The 19,884-nt window shown below is 70.4% G+C and carries 16 protein-coding genes; 11 read left to right on the top strand and 5 right to left on the bottom strand.

Going from position 1 to position 19,884, the window contains the following annotated elements:
- Positions 1-99 precede the first annotated feature (99 nt).
- The gene (locus tag TPA0908_RS16685) at positions 100-1,167 is read left to right on the top strand and encodes a hypothetical protein (protein WP_281938972.1); all 1,068 of its coding nucleotides are present in this window, start codon (positions 100-102) and stop codon (positions 1,165-1,167) included.
- Positions 1,164-4,523: a right-handed parallel beta-helix repeat-containing protein gene (locus tag TPA0908_RS16680; protein ID WP_281938970.1), complete on the top strand. Its 3,360-nt coding sequence runs from the start codon at positions 1,164-1,166 to the stop codon at positions 4,521-4,523. Before TPA0908_RS16685 ends, TPA0908_RS16680 begins: the two co-directional genes overlap by 4 nt.
- Positions 4,524-4,915: 392 nt before the next feature.
- On the opposite strand, the gene TPA0908_RS16675 is transcribed toward TPA0908_RS16680, so the two are convergent.
- Entirely contained in the window at positions 4,916-5,260 is a 345-nt protein-coding gene (locus TPA0908_RS16675; protein ID WP_281938968.1) for a hypothetical protein, read from the bottom strand.
- 130 nt (positions 5,261-5,390) lie between these two features.
- Between TPA0908_RS16675 and TPA0908_RS16670 the strand changes: the two genes are divergently transcribed.
- From TPA0908_RS16670 to TPA0908_RS16650, 5 genes are all read left to right on the top strand, one after another.
- Positions 5,391-6,794, top strand: coding sequence for an FUSC family protein (locus TPA0908_RS16670; protein ID WP_281938966.1), 1,404 nt, complete (start codon positions 5,391-5,393; stop codon positions 6,792-6,794).
- Between the two features lie 841 nt (positions 6,795-7,635).
- Entirely contained in the window at positions 7,636-8,361 is a 726-nt protein-coding gene (locus TPA0908_RS16665; protein ID WP_281938963.1) for a dienelactone hydrolase family protein, read from the top strand.
- A gap of 1,145 nt (positions 8,362-9,506) precedes the next feature.
- Entirely contained in the window at positions 9,507-9,920 is a 414-nt protein-coding gene (locus tag TPA0908_RS16660; RefSeq protein WP_281938961.1) for a hypothetical protein, read from the top strand.
- A gap of 98 nt (positions 9,921-10,018) precedes the next feature.
- A complete protein-coding gene (locus TPA0908_RS16655) occupies positions 10,019-10,546 on the top strand; it encodes an SMI1/KNR4 family protein (protein WP_281939334.1) in 528 nt (175 codons plus the stop codon).
- A 193-nt stretch (positions 10,547-10,739) separates the two neighbouring features.
- Positions 10,740-11,921 (top strand): hypothetical protein, encoded by a 1,182-nt coding sequence (locus TPA0908_RS16650; protein ID WP_281938959.1) that lies wholly within the window; start codon positions 10,740-10,742, stop codon positions 11,919-11,921.
- 37 nt (positions 11,922-11,958) lie between these two features.
- Here the strand turns inward: TPA0908_RS16650 and TPA0908_RS16645 are convergent, their stop codons facing one another.
- Together TPA0908_RS16645 and TPA0908_RS16640 are read right to left on the bottom strand one after the other, a co-directional pair.
- Positions 11,959-12,342, bottom strand: a complete 384-nt coding sequence (locus TPA0908_RS16645; protein ID WP_281938957.1) for a hypothetical protein — start codon at positions 12,340-12,342, stop codon at positions 11,959-11,961.
- A 10-nt stretch (positions 12,343-12,352) separates the two neighbouring features.
- The gene (locus TPA0908_RS16640; RefSeq protein WP_281938955.1) at positions 12,353-12,577 is read right to left on the bottom strand and encodes a hypothetical protein; all 225 of its coding nucleotides are present in this window, start codon (positions 12,575-12,577) and stop codon (positions 12,353-12,355) included.
- A 60-nt stretch (positions 12,578-12,637) separates the two neighbouring features.
- On the opposite strand from TPA0908_RS16640, the gene TPA0908_RS16635 reads away from it, so the two are divergent.
- Together TPA0908_RS16635 and TPA0908_RS16630 are read left to right on the top strand one after the other, a co-directional pair.
- Positions 12,638-12,814: a hypothetical protein gene (locus TPA0908_RS16635; RefSeq protein WP_281938953.1), complete on the top strand. Its 177-nt coding sequence runs from the start codon at positions 12,638-12,640 to the stop codon at positions 12,812-12,814.
- 157 nt (positions 12,815-12,971) lie between these two features.
- Positions 12,972-13,970, top strand: a complete 999-nt coding sequence (locus TPA0908_RS16630; RefSeq protein WP_281938952.1) for a hypothetical protein — start codon at positions 12,972-12,974, stop codon at positions 13,968-13,970.
- 114 nt (positions 13,971-14,084) lie between these two features.
- Here the strand turns inward: TPA0908_RS16630 and TPA0908_RS16625 are convergent, their stop codons facing one another.
- On the bottom strand, positions 14,085-15,614 hold the full coding sequence (locus TPA0908_RS16625) for a hypothetical protein (protein ID WP_281938951.1): 1,530 nt from the start codon (positions 15,612-15,614) through the stop codon (positions 14,085-14,087).
- Positions 15,615-15,862: 248 nt separating this feature from the next.
- Between TPA0908_RS16625 and TPA0908_RS16620 the strand changes: the two genes are divergently transcribed.
- Both TPA0908_RS16620 and TPA0908_RS16615 read left to right on the top strand, forming a co-directional pair.
- Positions 15,863-16,579 (top strand): DinB family protein, encoded by a 717-nt coding sequence (locus TPA0908_RS16620; RefSeq protein ID WP_281938949.1) that lies wholly within the window; start codon positions 15,863-15,865, stop codon positions 16,577-16,579.
- A 437-nt stretch (positions 16,580-17,016) separates the two neighbouring features.
- Complete coding sequence (locus tag TPA0908_RS16615; protein ID WP_281938947.1) at positions 17,017-18,300, top strand: hypothetical protein; 1,284 nt, start codon at positions 17,017-17,019, stop codon at positions 18,298-18,300.
- A gap of 248 nt (positions 18,301-18,548) precedes the next feature.
- Here the strand turns inward: TPA0908_RS16615 and TPA0908_RS16610 are convergent, their stop codons facing one another.
- The gene (locus tag TPA0908_RS16610; RefSeq protein WP_281938946.1) at positions 18,549-19,391 is read right to left on the bottom strand and encodes a DUF7710 domain-containing protein; all 843 of its coding nucleotides are present in this window, start codon (positions 19,389-19,391) and stop codon (positions 18,549-18,551) included.
- Positions 19,392-19,884: the final 493 nt, after the last annotated feature.

Raw genomic sequence — 19,884 nt, 5'->3', positions numbered from 1 at the left:
TGGTCGGCGGGTGACCGTGCGATGAACCCGACGCCCGTGCCGTCCGTTGTCAACCGGTCAGGTCCCACCGCCGCCAGGGCCGACCGAGAGGGGGCACGGTTGACCGTCCCGCTGCCGCTTCCGGCCCGGGCCGGCGCGCCGACCGTCGACGCGCCACCCCCGCTCAACGACACACCCGAGGAGCTGACGTCACGCGCGACCGTCCTCGATCCGGGCCGGTGGGCCGGCCGGTGGAGCGGACTGGCCACGCTGGCCGGCCCGCCGACCGCGCCGGCCGTCGCCGCCGGCCCTCGGCCGACGCCACGCGACGCCCCGGCCGCGGTCAGCCCCGCACGGCCCGCGTCCGACCCACCGCAGCCGACCGGGACCCCCGGCGTGGCCCGATGGTTGGCCAGCGGTGAATGGGGCGCCGAGGACCGGGCCCGGCTGCGACGGGCGTTGACCGACCGCTACGACGCGTACGCCCGGGTGGTCACCCGCACCCTCGCCGAGGAGCCCGGCCTTCGCGCTGCCGGTCACGGCGCCGACCTGGTCGGCGACCTGGTGGCGCTCTGCGCCTACGCGGCGGACCCGGCGGCGGTGAACCATGCCCTCCGGGGATCGGACGGTCCGCCCGGGGCGGCCACGCTGCTCGCCCGAGGCGCGGCGAGCGGGCTGCGCCGCCTTCCCACCGTCATCGGCCCGGTCTACGCCACCAGCAGCGCGCCGACGGCCGACGGTTACCGGGCCGGCGACGAACTCGTCGAGCCGGCCTTCGTCGACGTGCGACTGTCCGGCGGGGCCGGTCCCGACGTCGCGGTCGAGTACGTCATCTGGTCGGTCAGCGCCCGACGGATCGACCCGTTCACCTCGCAGGCCCGGCCCACGGCGGCCTTCCCGCCGGGCAGCCGCTTCGCGGTGCTCGCCGTCGACGATCCGGACGGCGACGGCCCCGTGCGGGTGCTGCTGCGCGACCGTACCGGTGAGCGCCCCGCGGCGGCCGGTCGGGGCGAGGAGATGCTGCGGCGGCTGCGCGCGAACGCGACCGCCGCCGATCTCCGCGGCCCGGTCACCCTGGACTTCCCGATCGGCCTGGACGACCGGGGTCACCGCTTCGTCCCGGACCGGCCCGCCGACGCGACGCCGGCCCGGCCCACCGCTCCCGTTCCCGGAGGTTCGCGACGATGAATTCCAGTGTGGTGTCGGTGTCGCACACCGAGCCGGGCGGGCTGCCCCGCATCGCCGACGCGCTGGCGGTCGCCGGCCCGGGCACGACCATCGTGCTCCAGCCGGGCACCTATCAGGAGGAGCTGCGGATCGTCGGGGACGTCACGCTGGCCGCCGAGGACGGCCCCGGCACCGTGACGCTCCAGGCGCCGGACGCGGTCGCCCTCTTCGTCGGCGCCGGCCGGGTGGAGCTGCGCGGCATCACCGTCGTCGGTGGCGGCGACCGGTTCCCGGCGGTGCAGGTCACCGGCGGGTCGCTGCGGATGTCGGACTGCGAGCTGACGGCCGACGGGCTGGTCGCGCTGCACGCCGGCGACAGCCGCCTGGACCTCGACAACTGCGTGGTGCGCAACGCCGCCGGAGCCGGTCTGCTGCTGGAGAGCGGGATGACCGGAACGGTGCGGGCCAGCACCGTCCGCGACGTCGGCGGCGCGGGGGTGGTGATCTCCTCCGGCGCCGACCCGGAGCTGGTGGACTGCACGCTGACCGAGACGGCCGGACCGGCCGTGCTGTCCGCCCGCGCCGGTCGGGGCAGCCTGACCGACTGTGTCGTGTCCGCGGTCGCCGGGCCGGCGGTCGCCGTCGAGAGCGGCGGCGCCGTCCGCCTGCTGCGCACCACGATTCGTGACTCCGGTGGCCCCGCGCTGGTCGCCACCGGCGGGCGTCCGACGCTGGAGGACTGCGTCGTACGGGATGTCGACGGGCACGGGGTGGTGATCGCCGGGGACGCCGCCCCGACGCTGTCGCGCTGCCAGGTCGAGACCGCCACCGGGCACGCCGTGTTCGCCCTGGAGACCGCCACCGGCCGGCTGGTCGACTGCCGGCTCGACGCCACCGCCGCGGCGGCGGTCGCCGTCACCGGCGGCGCGGCGCCCACACTCGAGGACTGCCGGATCACCGGCGCCGGCGACGCGACCGTGGTCTTCGACGGCGGGGCCCGGGGCACCCTGACACGGTGCACGGTGAGCGGCGGCCGGACCGGCGTGCTGGTGCGCACCGGCGCCGATCCGGTGCTCGACGACACGACCGTGGCGGACTGCCGGGAGTACGGCGTGCAGGGCGTCGACGGCGGGCTCGGCACGGTGCGCGGCTGCACCGTCGAGAGCTGCGGCGAGGCCGCCGTCCGGGTCGCCGGGGGCCGGTTGGTGCTCACCGACTCCCGGCTGCGCGGCGGCCCGTACGGGCTGATCGTCGCCGGCGACGGCCAGGCCACCCTCACCTCCTGCGAGATCGGCTCGGCGGCCCGGGCCGGAGTCGTGGTCGAGGCGTCCGGCGATCTCGACCTGCGGCACAGCCGGGTCAGCGGCGGCGACCTGGTCGGCGTGCGGTTCGCACCGGGCTCCCGGGGCACGCTGGCCCGGTCGGAGGTCGTCGACAACGGCACGGACGGGGTGCTGCTGGAAACGCGGGAGCCGGTCGACCTGACCGGCGCCACCATCACCGGCAACCGGCGTGAGCAGATCCGCCGGGTGGGGGCCGCGACCCACCCGGACCGGCGGGAGGCGCCCCGGAACGGCGACCGCCCGGCCCCCGACGCGACGCCCGTCGTGCCCTTGGCCGACTCGGAGCCGGGCCGGCGGACCCCGGATCCGGGCCGGTTCCCGTCACCGGGGGCGACGGACGCCGAGGCGGGCGCGGCGGCGTCCGACGGCGGCGACACCGTCGCGCCGCTGCTGGCGCAGTTGCACGCCCTGGTCGGCCTGGCGGCGGTGAAGCAGGAGGTGGCGACCCTGGTCGGGCTGCACCAGGTCGCGCAGCGGCGGGCGGCGGCCGGGCTGCCCCGCCCGCCGATGTCGAGGCATCTGGTCTTCGCGGGGGCGCCGGGCACCGGCAAGACCACGGTGGCCCGGCTGTACGGCCAGATCCTGACCGCCCTCGGGGTGCTCGAATCCGGCCAGTTGGTCGAGGCGTCCCGGGCGGACCTGGTCGCGGAGCACATCGGCGGCACCGCGGTGAAGACCACCCAGAAGTTCACCGAGGCGCTGGGCGGCGTGCTGTTCGTCGACGAGGCGTACACGCTGAATCCGATCGAGGGCGCGGGCGGGCACGACTTCGGCCGGGAAGCCGTCGACACCCTGGTCAAGCTGATGGAGGATCACCGCGACGAGGTGATCGTGATCGTCGCCGGCTACTCGCCGCAGATGCGGCAGTTCCTGGCCGGCAACGCCGGCCTCGCCTCACGCTTCTCCCGCACCGTCGAGTTCGACAGCTACAGCACCGACGAGCTGATCACCATCGTCGACCGGCTCTGCCGCACCCACCACTACGTGCTGGAGTACGACACCCGCGCCGCGTTGGCCGGGCTGTTCGACGCGATGCCCCGCACCGAGTCGTTCGGCAACGCCCGGGTGGCCCGGAAGATCTTCGAGGAGATGATCGGCCGGCAGGCGTACCGGCTGTCCGCGCAGGGCGCCAGTGACGGGGTGGAGCTGGCCCAGTTGCTGCCGCAGGACCTGGGCGCCGCGCCGACCGCGACCGCCGGCTCGGACGCGGCCGGCAGCGCCGCGGTGGACGGACTGCTCGCCTCGCTGCACGCGATGATCGGCCTGGAGGCGGTGAAGCGGGAGGTCGCCGACCTGATCGACCTGCTGGCCAACGCCCGGGTACGGATCAGCGCCGGGCTGCCCGCCCCCGCGGTCTCCCGCCACCTGGTGTTCTCCGGGCCGCCCGGCACCGGGAAGACAAGCGTCGCCCGGCTGTACGGCCGGCTGCTGGCGGCCCTCGGAGTGCTCAGCGGTGGGCAGGTCGTCGAGGTGGCTCGCGCCGACCTGGTGGGCGAGTACATCGGGCACACGGCGCACCGGACCCGGGAGGCGTTCGACCGCGCCCGTGGCGGCGTGCTGTTCATCGACGAGGCGTACACGCTCACTCCCCCGGACGCCCACAACGACTTCGGTCGCGAGGCGATCGACACGTTGGTCAAGCTGATGGAGGACCACCGCGACGAGGTGGTCGTGATCGTCGCCGGGTACGACCAGGAGATGGCGGCATTTCTCGCCGCCAACGCCGGCCTGGAATCGCGGTTCACCCGGCACATCCACTTCGCCCAGTACACGCCGGACGAACTGCTGGCCATCTTCCAGAACCTCGCGGCGGCCAGCGGGTACGAGTGCCCGCTGGGCACGCTCGACGCGCTGCGGGCGCACTTCACGGCGGTGCCGAAGGGCCGGTCCTTCGGCAACGGCCGGTACGCCCGTCAACTGCTCGACGAGGCGGTCACCCGGCAGGCCAGCCGGCTCCGGGGGCGTACCGACCTGTCGGTGGAGGAGCTCCAGACGTTGCAGGCCGTGGACGTGAGCCCGGCCGCGACGCCCTGACACGGGCGGCGGCGCCGTTCCCGCTGGACCCCACGCCGGCCGGCGACGTTGTGGTGCGGGGAGAGTTCAGCGAGGGAGACCACGTGCGCAACCACCAGGATCCCCCGGAGGATCGAACCCGGACCGAGCTGCGGCCCGGGCACGCCGTCGACCTGGAGGCCTTTCGGGGACGCCCGGACGCCCTCGCCCGATCCGTCGGCGCGGGCCCGTACGCCGGTCGCGCGGTGGCGGAACGCGACGGCCGCCGGCGCCGTCATCGTCGCCGCGGCGGTGAGCCACACGGTCCCACGCCTCGACCGTCGATCATGCCGATGATCTACCGAAACCCCACACCGGTGCTGGAGCCTGTCCGGCGTACGCGCGGGCGACCCGTACGCCGGCGCGGGACGGCTCTACTGCCAGGGGCCGCTGCGGCAGATGAACTGGGTGGTGCCGCTGTACTGGGTCGTGCTGCCGTCGAAGTAGCTGTAGCTGGCCCGCACGGTGCGACCGAGGTTGCTGGCCGGGCAGCCGGCGAAGAGGGTCGACCCGGCAGTCGTGAAGGTGCCGACGCTGCCGGAGTACCAGGTGATGCTCCAGGTCGTCGTGCCGGTGCTGCTGCCGTCGCAGTAGAACTGCGAGGCGCCGGACTCGCAGGAGGGCGCCGGGGCGGCGGCGAGGGCCGGGGTGGCACCGGCGGCGGCAAGACTCAGAGCGGCAAGGGCGGACGCGGCAAGGACCTTGACGGTGGTACGCATGGAACTCCTCCGAACGTAGCCAGGTGATGACTCAACGCAACGCCAGCCTAGCCGCCGCATAGACGTACCTGGATTAGCCATTCGGTCGATCAATCACCCCAGGCTGCGAGCTCCTCAGCAAGCGGGCAAGGTGCTGACCCTACGCTCGGCGGCCGGGACGGTGCCGTCGGCCGCCATCCGCGACAGGAACGATTCGTCCGGTCAAGGGTGGGTAACACCCGGCATGACCGACCGTGCGAGTGACGATCGCGCCCCTTCGGCTCTCGACCGGGTCGTGGAGCGCGGCGGCCACGTGCTCACGACGGCGCGAGAGGAGGGTGGCGCGTTCGGGCGGTCCCGTCGGCGCCAGCTCGAGATCATTCTGGTGATCGCCGCTCAGGCGGGCCTGGCCGCCGCGCTGGCTGCTCTGTTGGCCGCCCGGTTCGGTCCCGGAGCACACGTGTTCGCGCCCGCCGCGGCGGTCGGCACCATCGCCACCGCCATCGGCCAACGGGTCCGACGCACCCTCGAACTGCTCGCCGGTGTCGGCGTCGGCATCGTCGTCACCGACCTGCTGCGCTATCTGGTCGGCTCGGGCATCGTGCAGACCGGCGTGGTGGTCACCGTGGCCATTGCCACCGCGCTGCTCGTTGCCGGGCGCGGTGGCGCCCTGGTCGGTCAGGCCGGCGGTACGGCCGTGCTGATCGCCACCCTCGCCCCCGCCGACCACAACCTGGAGGTGCCCCGCATCGTCGACGCTCTGATCGGCGGCTTGGCCGGCCTCTTCGTGGTGGCGGTGCTGCTGCCGGTGAATCCGTTGCGAGTGCTCGACAACGCGGCCGGACCTGTCGTCACGGAACTGACCCGGCAGCTTGATGCCATTGCCGAGGCGCAGACGACAGGCGACGCGGAGGGGGCCATGCGTGCCCTGCAGGCCCTACGCGGCCTCGGCCCCGACGTCGGCCGGCTCACCGACGCCCTCGCCGGGGCCGAGGAGGTGGTCACCATCGCACCGGCCCGGTGGCGTCGACGTCGACACTTCCACCGGTACGCGACCGCGCTGCGACACCTCGAACAGGTGATCCTCTACACCCGGTCCGTGGCGCGGCGCTCCGTCACCGCCCTTCAGCACGACGAACCCATCCCGCCGGCGCTGCCGATGGCCCTGTCCCGACTCGCCGACGCCCTGCGGGAGCTGCACCATGCCTGCCGCGACGAGCGCGAGTTCCTCCGAGCCGGTCGCCTCGTCCTGGAGAGCGCGGAGTGCGCCGGCCGCGCCTGGGGGCAGGGAGTGAGCTCGCTCGGCGAAGCGATGATCAACGACATCCGCACGGCGGGCAGTGAAGTGCTGCGGGCCTCGGGATGCCGGACGGAGGAGTCGAACGAGCTGGTACGGCGGGCAGCCCGGGCGGGCGAGACGGAGACGCACCCGCCGACGCGAGCGCAGCTGTACCGGCCGGTACCCGGCCGGCAACGCCGACCAACCCGAGTACACCGGGGTGCCCGCTCCCACCAGGCACGACGGCGACGGATCCGGCCGACGGACGAGCGATGACAGCGGGCTGGGGGTCCGGCCGTGGAAGGTCACCGTCCGGCGCCTGCGTCCGGGCCGCCGGCACCGCGAAGTCCCACATCGCCAACATCCGGGCGAAGTTGGGGCTCGACAACCGGGTGGGCATCGCCGCCTGGCGTGGCGGAGCGGTCTGGCGGACGCTCTGCCGCCCCGGTGCGCTGAGGTCCCGGCTCCTGGCCGGCCGGTCTGCCCGGGGAACGGAACGGACATCGGAGGGCCGCTCCCCCGGCCGAGGGAGCACATTCCCCGTTGCCGGGGCGGAGAGGCCGTCCGTCGCCGTTGACCCTTGGTTGATGACTGTCGGTACTGCCGGGCCCGAGCGATGAGGGCGAGATCGGCGTCGGTCGCCAGGATCTGGTTGTGGGCGACGGCGTGCGCCCTGTTCGTCGTGGGTGAGGTGGCTCTTCGATCGTACTGGATCGCGGGTGGCCGGTGGGGGTACGCCGCCTGCGACCGCACCGACCTGATCGACCCGCGGGCGGGTGCGGCGCGGACCGGGTCGAGACGCCGCCCCTCTGGGCGGGGTCAGGAGCCGTGGGAGTCGGTGCCGCCCTCGCGGTGCTGATCGTGTGTACGGTCCGCGTCCCTGGCCGCTACCCGTGTTCGAAGCTGCCGACCCGCAGTCGACCAGGTGATCGAGGCGGTTCGGGTAAGGAGTGACAGGCACGCTCGTCGCCCGTCAGTCCTTACCCGAACGTCCGACCCCGGCGGCGCGCTCAGCCGAGTTGCTGACGGATGGTTCCGGAGCACGCCGGAGACCCGCCTTCTCCCAGCGGCAGAACGCCGGCCCCACCGGGCTCGGCGCGCACTACAGTCCAGGCTCATGACGACGGCGACCACGCGCGAGGTCAGATACGCGGCCGACGGCCTGACGATGATCGGGCACCTCGCGCTCCCGGCCGGCGCCGACCGCCGGCCCGCGGTCCTGATCGGCCCCGAGGGGGTGGGGCTCAGCGACGTCGAGCGCCGCCGAGCCGACACGCTCGCCGAACTGGGATACGTGGCGCTCGCCTTCGACCTCCACGGCGGACGCTATCTGGGCGACCCCGAGGAGATGCTGGCCCGTTGCATGCCACTGCTCGCCGACCCCGACCGGATGCGGGGCATCGGCCACGCGGCGCTCGACGTGCTCCGCGCCGAACCGCGGACCGACCCCGACCAGATCGCCGCCGTCGGCTACGGCACCGGGGGCGCGATCGCGCTGGAACTCGGGCGCGACGGCGTCAACCTGCGCGCGATCGGGACCGTCAACGCACTGACCACCGGCCGACCGGGCGAGACGGCGCGCATCCGCTGCCCAGTCTGGGCCGGGGTCGGGTCGGAAGACCCGATCATGCCGCCCGCGCAACGGGACGCATTCACCGCCGAGATGCAGGCCGCAGGCGTCGACTGGCGCCTCGTGGTCTACGGCGGCGCCTTGCACGCCTTCCACCACCCACCGGTCGACCACACCGTGCTCCCCGGCGTCGGCTACCACCCACGGCACGCGCAGCGGGCTTGGCGTGACGTCGTCGACCTGCTCGCCGAGTGCCTGCCCACGACCCGGTGATCGCCCGGGTATGGCACCACGCCAACCCGCTCACCCTGGCCTACCAGGTGGGATTCTCCCCCGCGCCGCCTGCCGTGCCAGTTCGGGGTGACCCGCCGCTGGCGCTCGCTACAGCCGGGCGGGGAACGACGCTTCCACTCCCAACTCCGCAACAACGGCGCCATCGCCTGCCACCGAGGGACGCCCGACGTGCGCCAGCACCTCAGGACCGGCCGGACAACATCACCGGCGGGATGACGGGAGCCACCGAACGATCAGCCACGACGATCGCCTCCGATCGAGACAGGGGTCGATCGAGGGAGTCACTGAGCTGAGAGTTGCGTGGTCAAGCGCGCTTGACCACCAGTACGCGAAACACAGCATGGATGCTGCAATGTGGTGTCCGAGGGGGACACGAACCAATGCCCCACCGCCGCCGCTAATCATCAGCGCGACGTTGAAGCTCACGTAAGGGTAGTCCTCTTGGTGACCTCTTCGGGCGCGCCGAAGAAGTCACCGAGTAGGAAGCCCTGCTCAGAAGGTTGGCAGTGGGATTCAAGTCCCAGCTCCCGGGATCCATGCCGACGCCAGCACCACGGCACCCAGAGCCATGCATCGATGGGGCACCACCCTCGTGAGCGGCGTCAGCGGGGTCCAGGACCACAGCCGGCGCCATCCAGACGGGAGCAGCGAACCCTGACCACTTCGGTGTTCCATGGGAGGTCGCTCCGCCTCGCTCGCCCGCATCGTCGCAGGTCAAAGGGCTTCGGCGCGTCGGGCCCTGGTGACCACTTCGGACGCGGTGACCACTTCGCCAAGCTGCACCCAATCTGCACCCACCTGCAAGGCCCGAGCAGCCACAAGATCCTTACTGCTCTGACCTGCAGATACCTCCTTACCAGGCGACATAGAGTGCCGTTGACTGCTGTTCAGTGCCGTTGAGTGCAGTTGTGTGAAACAGGACGCCGCACCGACTCTGACCTGCGGAAACGCGAACGTGCAGGTCGGCGTGGGTGCAGTTGAGTGCCGTTCAGTGCCGATGCACGGCATTCAGCGCCGTTCAATGCACCCGGCTGCTCCCATTCCGCTCCCCCAATCTCGGCACTACACCGTCGGCGGTTGACCGACGGCAGCGGCACCTGCAACCCGTTGCTACCGTCCTGGCCGTGCGACTCAACATGTGGTTGGCGGGCACGATGGCCCTTGGGCTCGGAGGGCTGTCGGGTTGGGCAACGGCCGGTGCGGGCGGCTCGATGGACCGTGCTCCTGCCGCTGCCATCATCATGGTCGCCAGCCTCGCCGGCTCAGGACTCGCAGTTGGAACGCTTGCAGCCCTCAGCAAGCGGACGACCTGGTGGGCGGCCCTTGTGCTGCTCGGCTTCTACACCGGCACTTGGCTGAACTCGGCCCACCACAGCGCCATCGGGGACGCCCTCGTCCTGGTCCTCGCTGCCGTTCCGATCTGCATCGGAACCGCACTCGGGCTCGCGGCCGGCCAATACGTCGCGGCTCGACGGACTCCGACCCCTCGCTTGCAAGTTCTGGGCGCTCCGTCCAGCTCCGTCCGCACACGTCTCTGACGTCGAGCGCTGGTTCACCTCCTGGTGACTTCGGATCTGCCTGTCCGGCCCGGTTGCTGTCACCGTTGCTGTCGCCAGCAACCGGGCTACCGGCACTCCTGGAACTGACGCCGACCGACTACCGTCGACCTGTGCTCGATCCCGCAACCGTCTTCGACAGATCTGCCCCGCTGGAGGATCCGCCCAACAACGAGACTCTACGAACGGTGGAAGCGCAGCTTGGACACCAACTCCCTGCCGCGTACGTGGATCTGGCTCGTCGACACAACGGCGGCTCGTTCGCCCATGACGCCCACCCTGCGCCCAGCCGAACCTCATGGGCCGAGGACCACGTTGGCGTGTACTCGCTCGCAGCAATCGGTCGAACTGCCGACTTCAGCCTCTGCGGCGAGCTCGGCAGCGCGTTCTGGGTAGCCGAATGGGGCTACCCCGCCATCGGCATCTACATCGCCGACTGCCCGTCGGCGGGTCACGACATGATCGCCCTCGAATACCGCTCACCTGGAGAGCCAGCCGTCGTGCACGTCGACCAGGAGCGGAACTACCAGATCACTGTCCTTGCCCCCGACTTCGAGACTTTCATTGCCGGCCTCGTCGACGAATCCGAGTACGACATCCTTGACTGATCGCCGGATCTATGGCGGCTGGCGGCTGGCCGGGGCGACGAAAATCAGTGGCGGCGTTGAGAATGCTTGGCTTGTGAACGACAGATGGCGTGACGTAGAGGCAGGTCGCCGTGAGCTCGACTGGTCCATCGCGGTCGGTGATCCGGCAGAGGCTCCTTACCTGACACCACTGGGTCGTCAGACGGCGTCTCGCATGATCGATGATCTCGAAGCGTTCTTCGGGCCAGGTTGGCTGCACAAGGCCGTGCGGCCCGCCAACGGTGTAGCTGGTCCGACCATGGGGCCATACTTCGCCTCGTTGACGGGCATTGGTGCCTTCGGAAACGTGGTGGGGCTGTGGGCGCGCCTGCAGTACCTGGTTGATGCCGCGACGCCGGGCGTCGGCCATCTGCGCCGAAACCTCCGAGCGAACCCTGTCGCCGACGAATTCCGCCACCACCTTGCCTTGGCGAGGCTCGCGGCGCAGGCGAAGGTAGCCGGCGCCAGGGTGATGCTGGAGCCCAGCAAGCCCCAAGGCGGTCCGGGAGACCTGCGGGCGGTTCGCGCCAGCAGCGACGTATTCCTTGAGTTGCGGACGCTCGGGCCGGACAAGAAGTTCCTGGAGTACAACCAGCAGGTGAGCCAGGCGCAAGCTTTTCTCCGGCAGCTCGAGCACCGGCACGGGGTGCACTTTGACGGCGAACTGGCACACGAGCCGACCGATGAGTGGCGGGAAGCCGTGAGTTCCGCCGCGCAGAAGTCCGTGGCAGACAGCGCATCCGTCGAGGTTGCGTTGGAAGATGCGACTCTCACCGTGCGGCCCGGCCCGGCACCGGCAGGGACGGTGGTCTCTGGCCCGGTATGGGCGGCGGATCAGGGCCCTCGTCTGCTGCGTGCGCTTGTGGCGAAAGCCGTCAAGACGGAGTCAGCTGGAGCAGCCTGGTTGTGGTTGGAGGACGCCGGTGCCCTGTGGCCGCTCTCCGCGTTTGCCCAGGATTCTCTGCCGCGTAAGGAGGAGGCACTTCGCCAGGCCCTGGGCCCATTGTTCGGCGCCCATCCGCATGTCCTGGGTGTGGTCCTCACCTCCGGCCAGCAGCGAGTCCGCACTCCCGGTAATGACATCGATCATGTCGGCCACCGTGGCGTAGCTTTTCGGCGGACGTTGCCAGGTGGCCTGATGCGCGAGAGCATCGTCGTCCACCGTCGCCTGGCCGTGCCGGGGCAGTATCTCCTCCTGGTCGAGATGTGCGCTGATGAACCGGCATGGCTCGACCGCGCGCTGGATGCTCTCGGAGTGCCCGGCGGTCTTGCCGCCCTGACCATGCGGCCGGCTCCGCCCACCAAGCGATGGTCATCCGAAGGGCCGCGACCATCGAGCCTCCATCTGCCGTCGTAGGCCTACGGAACAGATGCTCCTCACTCATCAATCTAAGTCAATTAGGGTCACGCCCCTCCTGCCGACTGGCAGGGGTCATGCTCACTGCTCGCCGCCGGCCTCGGCCGAGTCCAAAGTCGCCGTCCGGGCACGGGTCCGTCTCGGCCTGCGACTCGGCGTCGCCGTCGGCGGCGTCGTCCGGCTCGGCCGCCGGCTCCACGTCGCTCTCGGGCAGCTGCACGTCCTTGAACGGCCGCAAGCCTTCGGCGTCCTCCACGTAGCCCTCGGCTTCGTCGTACCCCAGCTCGGCCGCGGCCTCGGCCTCGGCCTGCTCCAGGGCCCGTGGCTGCGCGGACTCCGACAGCTCTTGGCCTTCGGCCACCAGGCGGTCCAGCCACGGCAGCAGCAGGTGCTCTCGGCGGGAGTACCGCCCGGCCGCCACGGTCGACGCGTTAGCCTCGTGAGCGGCGACGAACCCGCGACCAGCAGCCGTTGAACCGGTCGATCCCGGCGGTCTGCGCGTCGCGCGGGTCACCGCTCGCCAAGGCGGCGACCATCTCCTCCTCGGCCCGGTCGTAGAAGCCCAGCATCACCGCGGCGGCGCCCGTCGCGTCGACCAGCAGCATCTTCGCCACCTTCGCGCTGCCCCATCGCTCGGCGAGAAACCGACGCCGCACCTCACCAACGTCCAACAGTCTGACCGCACACCTAGCACCGGAGGGCAAGAGAAGGACGAGGTGGCCGGGGAGTACACCGAGGCCGCAGCGAAGCTTTCGATCGCGGAAACCACCCTCTGGCACTGGGCCTTCAAAGGCCGAATTTTCTGCCACCGCGTCGACCGGCTGGTCTGCTTCACCGACGAGGACCTGGACAGAGCCTTACAAGGCATTCCCCGCCCCGGCCGGCGTCGCTGATCGTGGGGACTCCGGAACAGCGATCACTACGTCGTACTCATCGGTTGCTACGCCGGCCAGATGCCGGCACCCGGAGGCCCCTCACATCACCTAGTAGCGGCAGAAGTTTGGCTCCGGCCGTCCACGTCTGCGTGACCGGCTGCAGTACCGTCATGCCGTGCATTTCGTGTATCGCTCCCACTACGAGGGCCAGTTGAGCAAGCGGGTCCGGCGGCTGCCGGACGAGACCGTGCTGAATTGGTTCCGGCGAGGCTGGGACTGCGACGATCCGGAGTCCTGGGTCGAGAACGAGCTGGGCGGTGACGTCTACGGCCTCGATTCGGTCTTCGAGGCGGCTCGGAAGCACGGCCTGTCTCGGCCGGCAACGACCAGCGAGCTGCGCGAGCTCCTGCATGAGCACTTGTACGTCGAGGGTGACGAGGGCTTCATCCGCCTCGACGATCACAGTCTTCGGGTACGGACCGATGACGACGAGGTGGAACTGGCCTACTTCTTCCTCGATGACGAGGTGGTCGCGGCCGCCCCCGACCGGTTGGCATACCTGTTCCAGTCGTGGCCGTTGCCTGCTGGGGAAGGTGAGTTGACGTCGTTCGTCGCCGATGTACCGGTAACAGTCGTTACGCCCGCCAGCAGCGGTGACGCCAGCACGTACGCGGTGTTCCTCACGTTCTACGACGGCGAAAGCCTCGCCCGCGCCCAGCCGCTGGTATTCCCGGGGGTCGGGTTGTGGGAACTGGCCGGACATCTCCGGACCGCGGACCCCGACAGCGGTGCAGCATGGCCACCCGAGCTGCTGGTCCTGCGAGCGCTCGTCGCGCCCGAAGAAGACGCCATCAGGCCGGCGCTGGACCGGTGTAACAGATGGCCCGGCTTCAACCTCAACGCCGAACCGTGGCCCAACCTGCCGAAGGAGCACGGCGCCGCCCACGGCGAAGCCATGGCGCTTCTTACAACGGGCCGATATGTCGACGGCCGACGCCCCGATGCATCGTGCATCAAGGTCGACAAACATCTCACGCAAGTCACCATGCACTGTGGCCAGTCATTCGGGTACCAGCAGTGGTTCCTGTTCGACACCGTGTGGGCGGCCGCTCACCCCGACCTGGCCCAATCACTGCTGCGCTACAGCAACCACTGGGATCCACTCGAGGACTGAAAGCAGCCGAGCCATCAGCTCCGATCGTCAGGACGAGCGAACGCTGATCGGGCCTGCGGCCAGCGGCATGAGCGTGTGGTTCGCGGCCAGGGCCGCCGTCTCCGTGGTCTGGTGCTAGTCCGCGGTGGTCCTGTCCAGGATCTCTTGTATGTGATCGACCGTCAGGGCCGGGTTGGCCGCAGCGGCCTCGGCCAGTTCGGGATCGTTGAGAAGCGCGGTGACCCGCGGTGCCGGAAGGCGTGGGCTGCCTGCCATCGCCTTTCGCACGGTGACGTCCGGGTCGGTGCTGAGTCGGTCGACGAGTTCGGGGTCGGCGTCCGGGTCGAGGGCGACGAGCCGTCGTACCGCCGGGTCCGGGTTGTCGGCGAAGCGGGCCAGTCCCTCGGTGGGAAACTGTGGCAGCTCGCTGAGCCGGTCCCGGCCGCAGCAGCCGTACTCCAGGTAGCAGCGCAGCAGCAACGCCGGCGGCGCGGCCGGGTGGTGCTGGGCGAGCAGGACCCGTACGCCCAGGTCGGGGTCGTCGGCGAGCATGGCGACGACGTCCGCCGGCAACTCGGCGTTGCGGGCCGCTCGTCGGCGCAGCAGCGGATTGACCGAACGGGCCCAGCGCAGCGCGTCGGTGACCTCCCACGCGGCATCGTCGGGATACGGGACCCACCGGCAGCGGACGTCCGCGGAGCCGAAGTGGCCATCGCCCGGCACAGTGGTCACGTCGATGTCGATGCCGGCCCGCTGCTGCTCGGTGAGGCCGGGACGGGTGGAGACAGCGGTGCGGACCTCGACCGCTGAGTCGGTGGTGAGCCTGACGACCTGGTCGCCGGTCAGGTCGACGCGACCGGTGACTCCCTGCCGGACCGACGGGTCGGGGTGGCGCAGCAGCGTTTCGACCACGTCCGGCGGAACGCTCGGGTTCTTGCCCATCACCCGCAGCGCAGCCGTGTCGCCGCTGGCCAGCACCTGATCGATCAGCGCCCGGGACAGTGGACGGCGCAGCACGTACCAGAAGGCGTGACAGTGCTGATCCGGCAGATCCGCAGGCTCCATCACCCGCTGCCGGTACGCGACGGACGCCACGGCGGTCGCTCGTACGTCGGGCGCCTCATCCTCCAGCAGCGCCTGGCGCGACCGCTCGTCCAGCCAGTACAAGGAACCGGCCGCGAATCGGCGCACGCCCGGCCGGGGGTGCGCGGCGGCCAGCCGGAACAGACGCCGGTCATACCTGGTCGCTTCGAACAACTCGCCGATCAATTCCTCTCGGCTGAACGGCATGTCGGGGGGCGGACCGTCGAGCTCGGCCAACAACCTGACCAGCACGTCGTCGGGCAACGGCTCCTGACCGGGTCGGCCGAACGCGCGCATTCTCACCCGCCACGCCGGGTCGGCCAGCAGCTTGGCGCGCGCCAGGGCGTCGACTTGCGGATGGGCGGCCAGCGCTCCGCGGATCCTGGGCGAAGAATGGTGCAGCATCGCATCCCGCACCGGCGGCGGCAGCTCACGGCGGCGTCGTAGCCCATCGCACACCTGCTCCGGCCACGAATCCACCAGCCGCAACAGCGCGTAGACCGGCGCTGCCGGGTTTCTCGCCAGCCCTCGCAGCAGGGGTGAAGGAGACGAACACCGATCCAGCCAGGCATCACCGATCATCGACTGCACGTTACGCCCGCGCTTCTCGTCAAGGTATCCACCTATCGGCATGTCCGGAGGCGGGCACCGGCGATCCGGTTACCCTCCCGCGACGAGCGCATCGCGGCATGAGCGTGCATCCGGCCGCCTCGGATGTGCGTCACGATGCGTCATGGCTCGCCATTGGCCGCCGTACAGTTGGTGGGGAGATCACGGAGTGCAGCCGAGCCGAGGCTGGCTTGTCGGTGTGCGGCCCTAATGTGTGGTGCATGACGCGATATGTCGACGAGGATCTGCACGGTGCAGAGTTCCGCGAGTGTGACCTGACCGGGGCGCGCCTGATCGGTGTCGTCATGCAAGACGTCGTGATCGACGGGCTGGTCACCAACCTCGTGGTGAACGGTGTCGAAGTCACGCAGTACGTCGAAGCAGAGCTCGACCGGCGTCATCCGGTACGGGCGCTGATCCGATCCGAGGACCCTGCCGACCTGCGCGAGGCAGCACGTCAGCTCCATACCGGCTGGGCCGCCACGATCAAGCGGATCCGCCAGACGCCCGGCATCGAGCGCCGCAGCGTGAACGACGAGTGGTCAGCGGTACAGACCTTGCGCCACCTAGTCTTCGTCCACGACTCGTGGTTCCGCCGCTGCTGCCTGGGCTCGACACAGCTGTTCACGCCGATGGGCATCGGGACGAGCGTCGAGCCCTACAGCGGAGCGCACGGGCTTGACCTCTCGTCCGACCCGGCCCTGAACGAGATAGTAAGCGTGCGTGACGCACAGACCGCCGAGCTGGAGGCCTGGCTCGACAAGGTCACCGCTGTACAACTAGCCGCGCGAGCGCCGGTGCCCGACGACGATGTCTGGCCGCCGTACGCCCGGGGCCGCTCGGTGCGGCAGTGCCTCCGCACGGTGCTCAACGAGACCTTCGAGCACCACGGCTTCTGCGTCCGCGACCTCGACCTGATTTCGGCACAGGACCGCTGAGTAGGGCCGGCCGTCGACCCGACCTCTTGCCCATGCGGGTATCGCTGATTGTCTGCGCGCTGCCGAGCTGCTGACCCCGGAGCTGGACGCGGCACTTCTGGAGTATCCGGCGGCTCTGGCTTACATGTTCTCCGGGCGGGCGGCCGTGGAGGATCGGCGAGATCTGTCGAGGGCCGAACACGCGCGCTTCGGCATGAGCGGACGTCGCCGGCCTGCGAACTCGAGCCACGGGTACTGAAGCTTTCGGGCACGCCGAAGAGGTCACCGAGGCAGAAGCCCCACTCCGAGGGCTGCTGATGGGATTCGAGTCTCAGCATGTGGGGGTCCGTCGTGTGGGGAACGCACGCTACTCATTTGGCCTCTGGACTACGGCTGCGACTTCCTCTTTGCCATCGGCACACCTCTCGCCTTCGGTTAGGTCCGGCATACTCGCGGGCGTGAACTCGCCGTTGGAAGCCTTCGCGGGACTGCTGGATCGTTCCGTTCGGGAAATTGCCACCCTGGCGTCGGACGCCCGCACCTTCGACGCGACCCGCATCGGTCGCCTCGCCGACATCTGGGACAACAACACCGTGCCGCTGGTAGGCGCGGCTTGTGCTCCTTGGCCGCTTCGATCCAGGAGCGCCAGCGCCGGGCTGCGGTGGATGGCTGAACTCGGGGCAGACCGACGCAAGCTGATTGTCGACCTGGACCCAAGTTTGGACACGGTACTTCCCCCCGCGAGGCCGCAGCGCTCCATACATCGGGACTACCAGGGGCAAGTCTTCCCGGGCGCGATCCCGCTTACCGCAGAGATCGTTGCTGCGCTGGACCAGGACTACGACCTCGCCAGCGGGACCGTGCGCTCCCTCACGGTGCGGCCGGCGGCCCAAGGCTTGAAGGTGCATCTGACCTTGGCCGCTCCGCGGCGATTCACTCCCAGTATCGGACGTGTCGCGCGGGACGGGTCGAGGAAACCCTGGCCGGCCGCACCGTTGAAGTTCACCTTCGACGGCGTCGCCGACCTGCAGTTCAACGCCGACGATCGGCTCGGGATGACCGTAAGCCGCACCAGCGTCGGGGCAGCCGTGACGATCGGGCGCACCGGACGCCTCCAGGCGATCAAGGCCACGGTCTGGCCCGACGACCCCCGATGGCACGAGTCGACAGCGGGAAAGGCGGCCGACCTCACCACGCCGCACGAACGGCCGCAACGGCGGAAGCCGGCACGGACGTCGACCCTGACCGCACCGCAGCAGGCAGCCGCCCGAGCGCTCGTCATGTTGATGAGCCACGCTCGGCTCGTCCACCACTATCCGAATCTGGCCGCCGGCGTTCCGATCCTCGACATCTGCCGTGTCGCGGCCGACGCCGGCAGTGCAATCCTGGCCGCGAGCGCCCGCCACGGAGCAGCGCGCCAGAATGCCTTCGCGGAGCTTGACCAACGGTGGCGTCACGTACCACCCACGATGGCACCTGACCCGGTCCGATCCGGCCCGGCCCTGCTGCGCCATGCGCAGTACGACGAGCCCCACGACGACCACGACGTCCCTCGCCACGGCTGTGCCGTCCTACTCGCCGCCGTGCCGGGCGCAGACCCCGCAGCACCATGGGCCCTCGCCAGCGAGGAGATCACGCAACCCTCGCGGTTCCAGATCACCAGCGCCGCGTTCGACGGTGTGCAGCGCATCCATCACGATGGCAGGACCCTGCGCATCGCCGACGATCTCGTCGTCCGTTGAATCGCCGGTCGGGCTGCTCGTGGGCGTCGAATCGCCGCCCTCTCGCCAGCAGACCGCTGACTAATACCTGCCGACAACCGCTCGGCCCATCATGGCCCGTGGCTGGGCTCGCCCGCCTCTGCAAGCCGGGACTGACCCGACGAGCCTTGTGCGCACCATCCGCCCCGGGTCAGGCGCCCGCTGGCTCGCGAGGCGCTTGCCACGACCGGGTCATGATCTCTTGTCGGCTCGGATTGGCTGACTTCTTGTCAGTCGCGGCGGCCGTCGGTCAGGTGGAGCTGACGTAGACCCGGGCCGAAGGCGGCGACATGGTGCGCGCTGCCGTGGTGCGCCTCCGACGGCGTGAACCGGCCCTCACTGACGGCCATGTCGAAGGCGCCCCCGATGCCGTACTCGGCCAAGATCCCCGTCACCTGATGCTCGGCTGCCCAGGCGAGTCCGGCGTCGAGGGTCTCGAAAACCCCGCAGGCGTATCGGGCGCGGTCGCCGTGGAACACCCAGACCGCAGACCTGAGCGGGCTTCGCTGGTCGGCGGTCGGTCTGCGGCGTAGGCCCTCCGGCGTGAGCGACAACGAGCCGAGGAAGCTGCCTGAGCGATGACGTACGGCCAGGACCACCGGTTCAGGGTGCACCCCTTCGAGCCCTGTCCCGGCTGGGGTGTTCGCGAAGGCGTTCCACAGGTGGAAGCAGATCAGGTCGTGGGCGGGATCAGCCGTGGTGTAAACGAGGGTCTTGGGGAAGAAGGGGTTGGTTCCGCCGATCCACAGCGACGGGGGCCCGAACGTCTCGATGAGCTCAGACAGCGTCCGATCCTGCGTCACCCACTCCCCGACATCCGTACGCAACTGCTGAAACTCGGCCTCCGACAGCGCCCGGTCCAACTCGAGCCAGCCGAGGCGATCGGCGATCTCGGCATAGACGGAGGCCGTGGCATCACGTAGGGCATCCGCCGGAAGGACGTTGCTGTAGGCGCCCATGACACCCGTCGGGGCGAACGCGTCGCGCTCACGGAGCCCCTCGCACTCCGCCCGCCATCGCGTCAGGCTGCCATCCACCGCGGCCATCGCCTCCAACAGCAGCCGTTCGGCCATCTCGTCCCTACCGTACATACCAGGACGACGAAGGACCCCGTTCACCTGCGCCAGATGGTGCCGGCGTACCTCACAGAGACCGGCCTCGGAAGCTTCACCGCTACTCATCGCCGCCGATCATGACACCTCAACGACCTCCGGGCACGCGGTCATTGGCAGAGGGGCGTCGCCAGCGCGCGAAGCGGAAGCGCCGATGCATTCGGGCAGGTCGAAGAGGTCACGACCCAAGAGGCCATGGCCAGAGGGTTGGCCATGGGATTTGCGTCTCAGCAGCCGGAGCCCCGACAAGACTCCGCCATGATTGCCTGGCGGGAGGTGGGAGACGGCGAGCACTGACCGATCTGGCGGGCCGCCACGTCGGAGCGGGTGCTGCGTGACCTCGTCCGGACTGGCTTCGCGTCGGCCCGGTCTGCCTCGGTCAGTTGCCGAACAATCTCGGCGAACCCGCCGTCGGCCACGATTGAAGCCGGCCACCCGCGCCATGCCCCCCCGG

This window comes from Micromonospora sp. AKA38, assembly GCF_027925725.1.
GTDB lineage: Bacteria > Actinomycetota > Actinomycetes > Mycobacteriales > Micromonosporaceae > Micromonospora.
This window is presented reverse-complemented; position numbering and strand designations above follow the sequence as displayed.

Excerpts from the sequence above, each read along its gene's own strand:
- TPA0908_RS16680 (WP_281938970.1), top strand. The coding sequence starts at position 1,164 with ATGAATTCCAGTGTGGTGTCGGTGTCGCACACCGAGCCGGGCGGGCTG.
- TPA0908_RS16675 (WP_281938968.1), bottom strand. The coding sequence starts at position 5,260 with ATGCGTACCACCGTCAAGGTCCTTGCCGCGTCCGCCCTTGCCGCTCTG.
- TPA0908_RS16665 (WP_281938963.1), top strand. The coding sequence starts at position 7,636 with ATGACGACGGCGACCACGCGCGAGGTCAGATACGCGGCCGACGGCCTG.
- TPA0908_RS16650 (WP_281938959.1), top strand. The coding sequence starts at position 10,740 with ATGATCGATGATCTCGAAGCGTTCTTCGGGCCAGGTTGGCTGCACAAG.
- TPA0908_RS16625 (WP_281938951.1), bottom strand. The coding sequence starts at position 15,614 with ATGATCGGTGATGCCTGGCTGGATCGGTGTTCGTCTCCTTCACCCCTG.
- TPA0908_RS16620 (WP_281938949.1), top strand. The coding sequence starts at position 15,863 with ATGACGCGATATGTCGACGAGGATCTGCACGGTGCAGAGTTCCGCGAG.
- TPA0908_RS16610 (WP_281938946.1), bottom strand. The coding sequence starts at position 19,391 with ATGGCCGAACGGCTGCTGTTGGAGGCGATGGCCGCGGTGGATGGCAGC.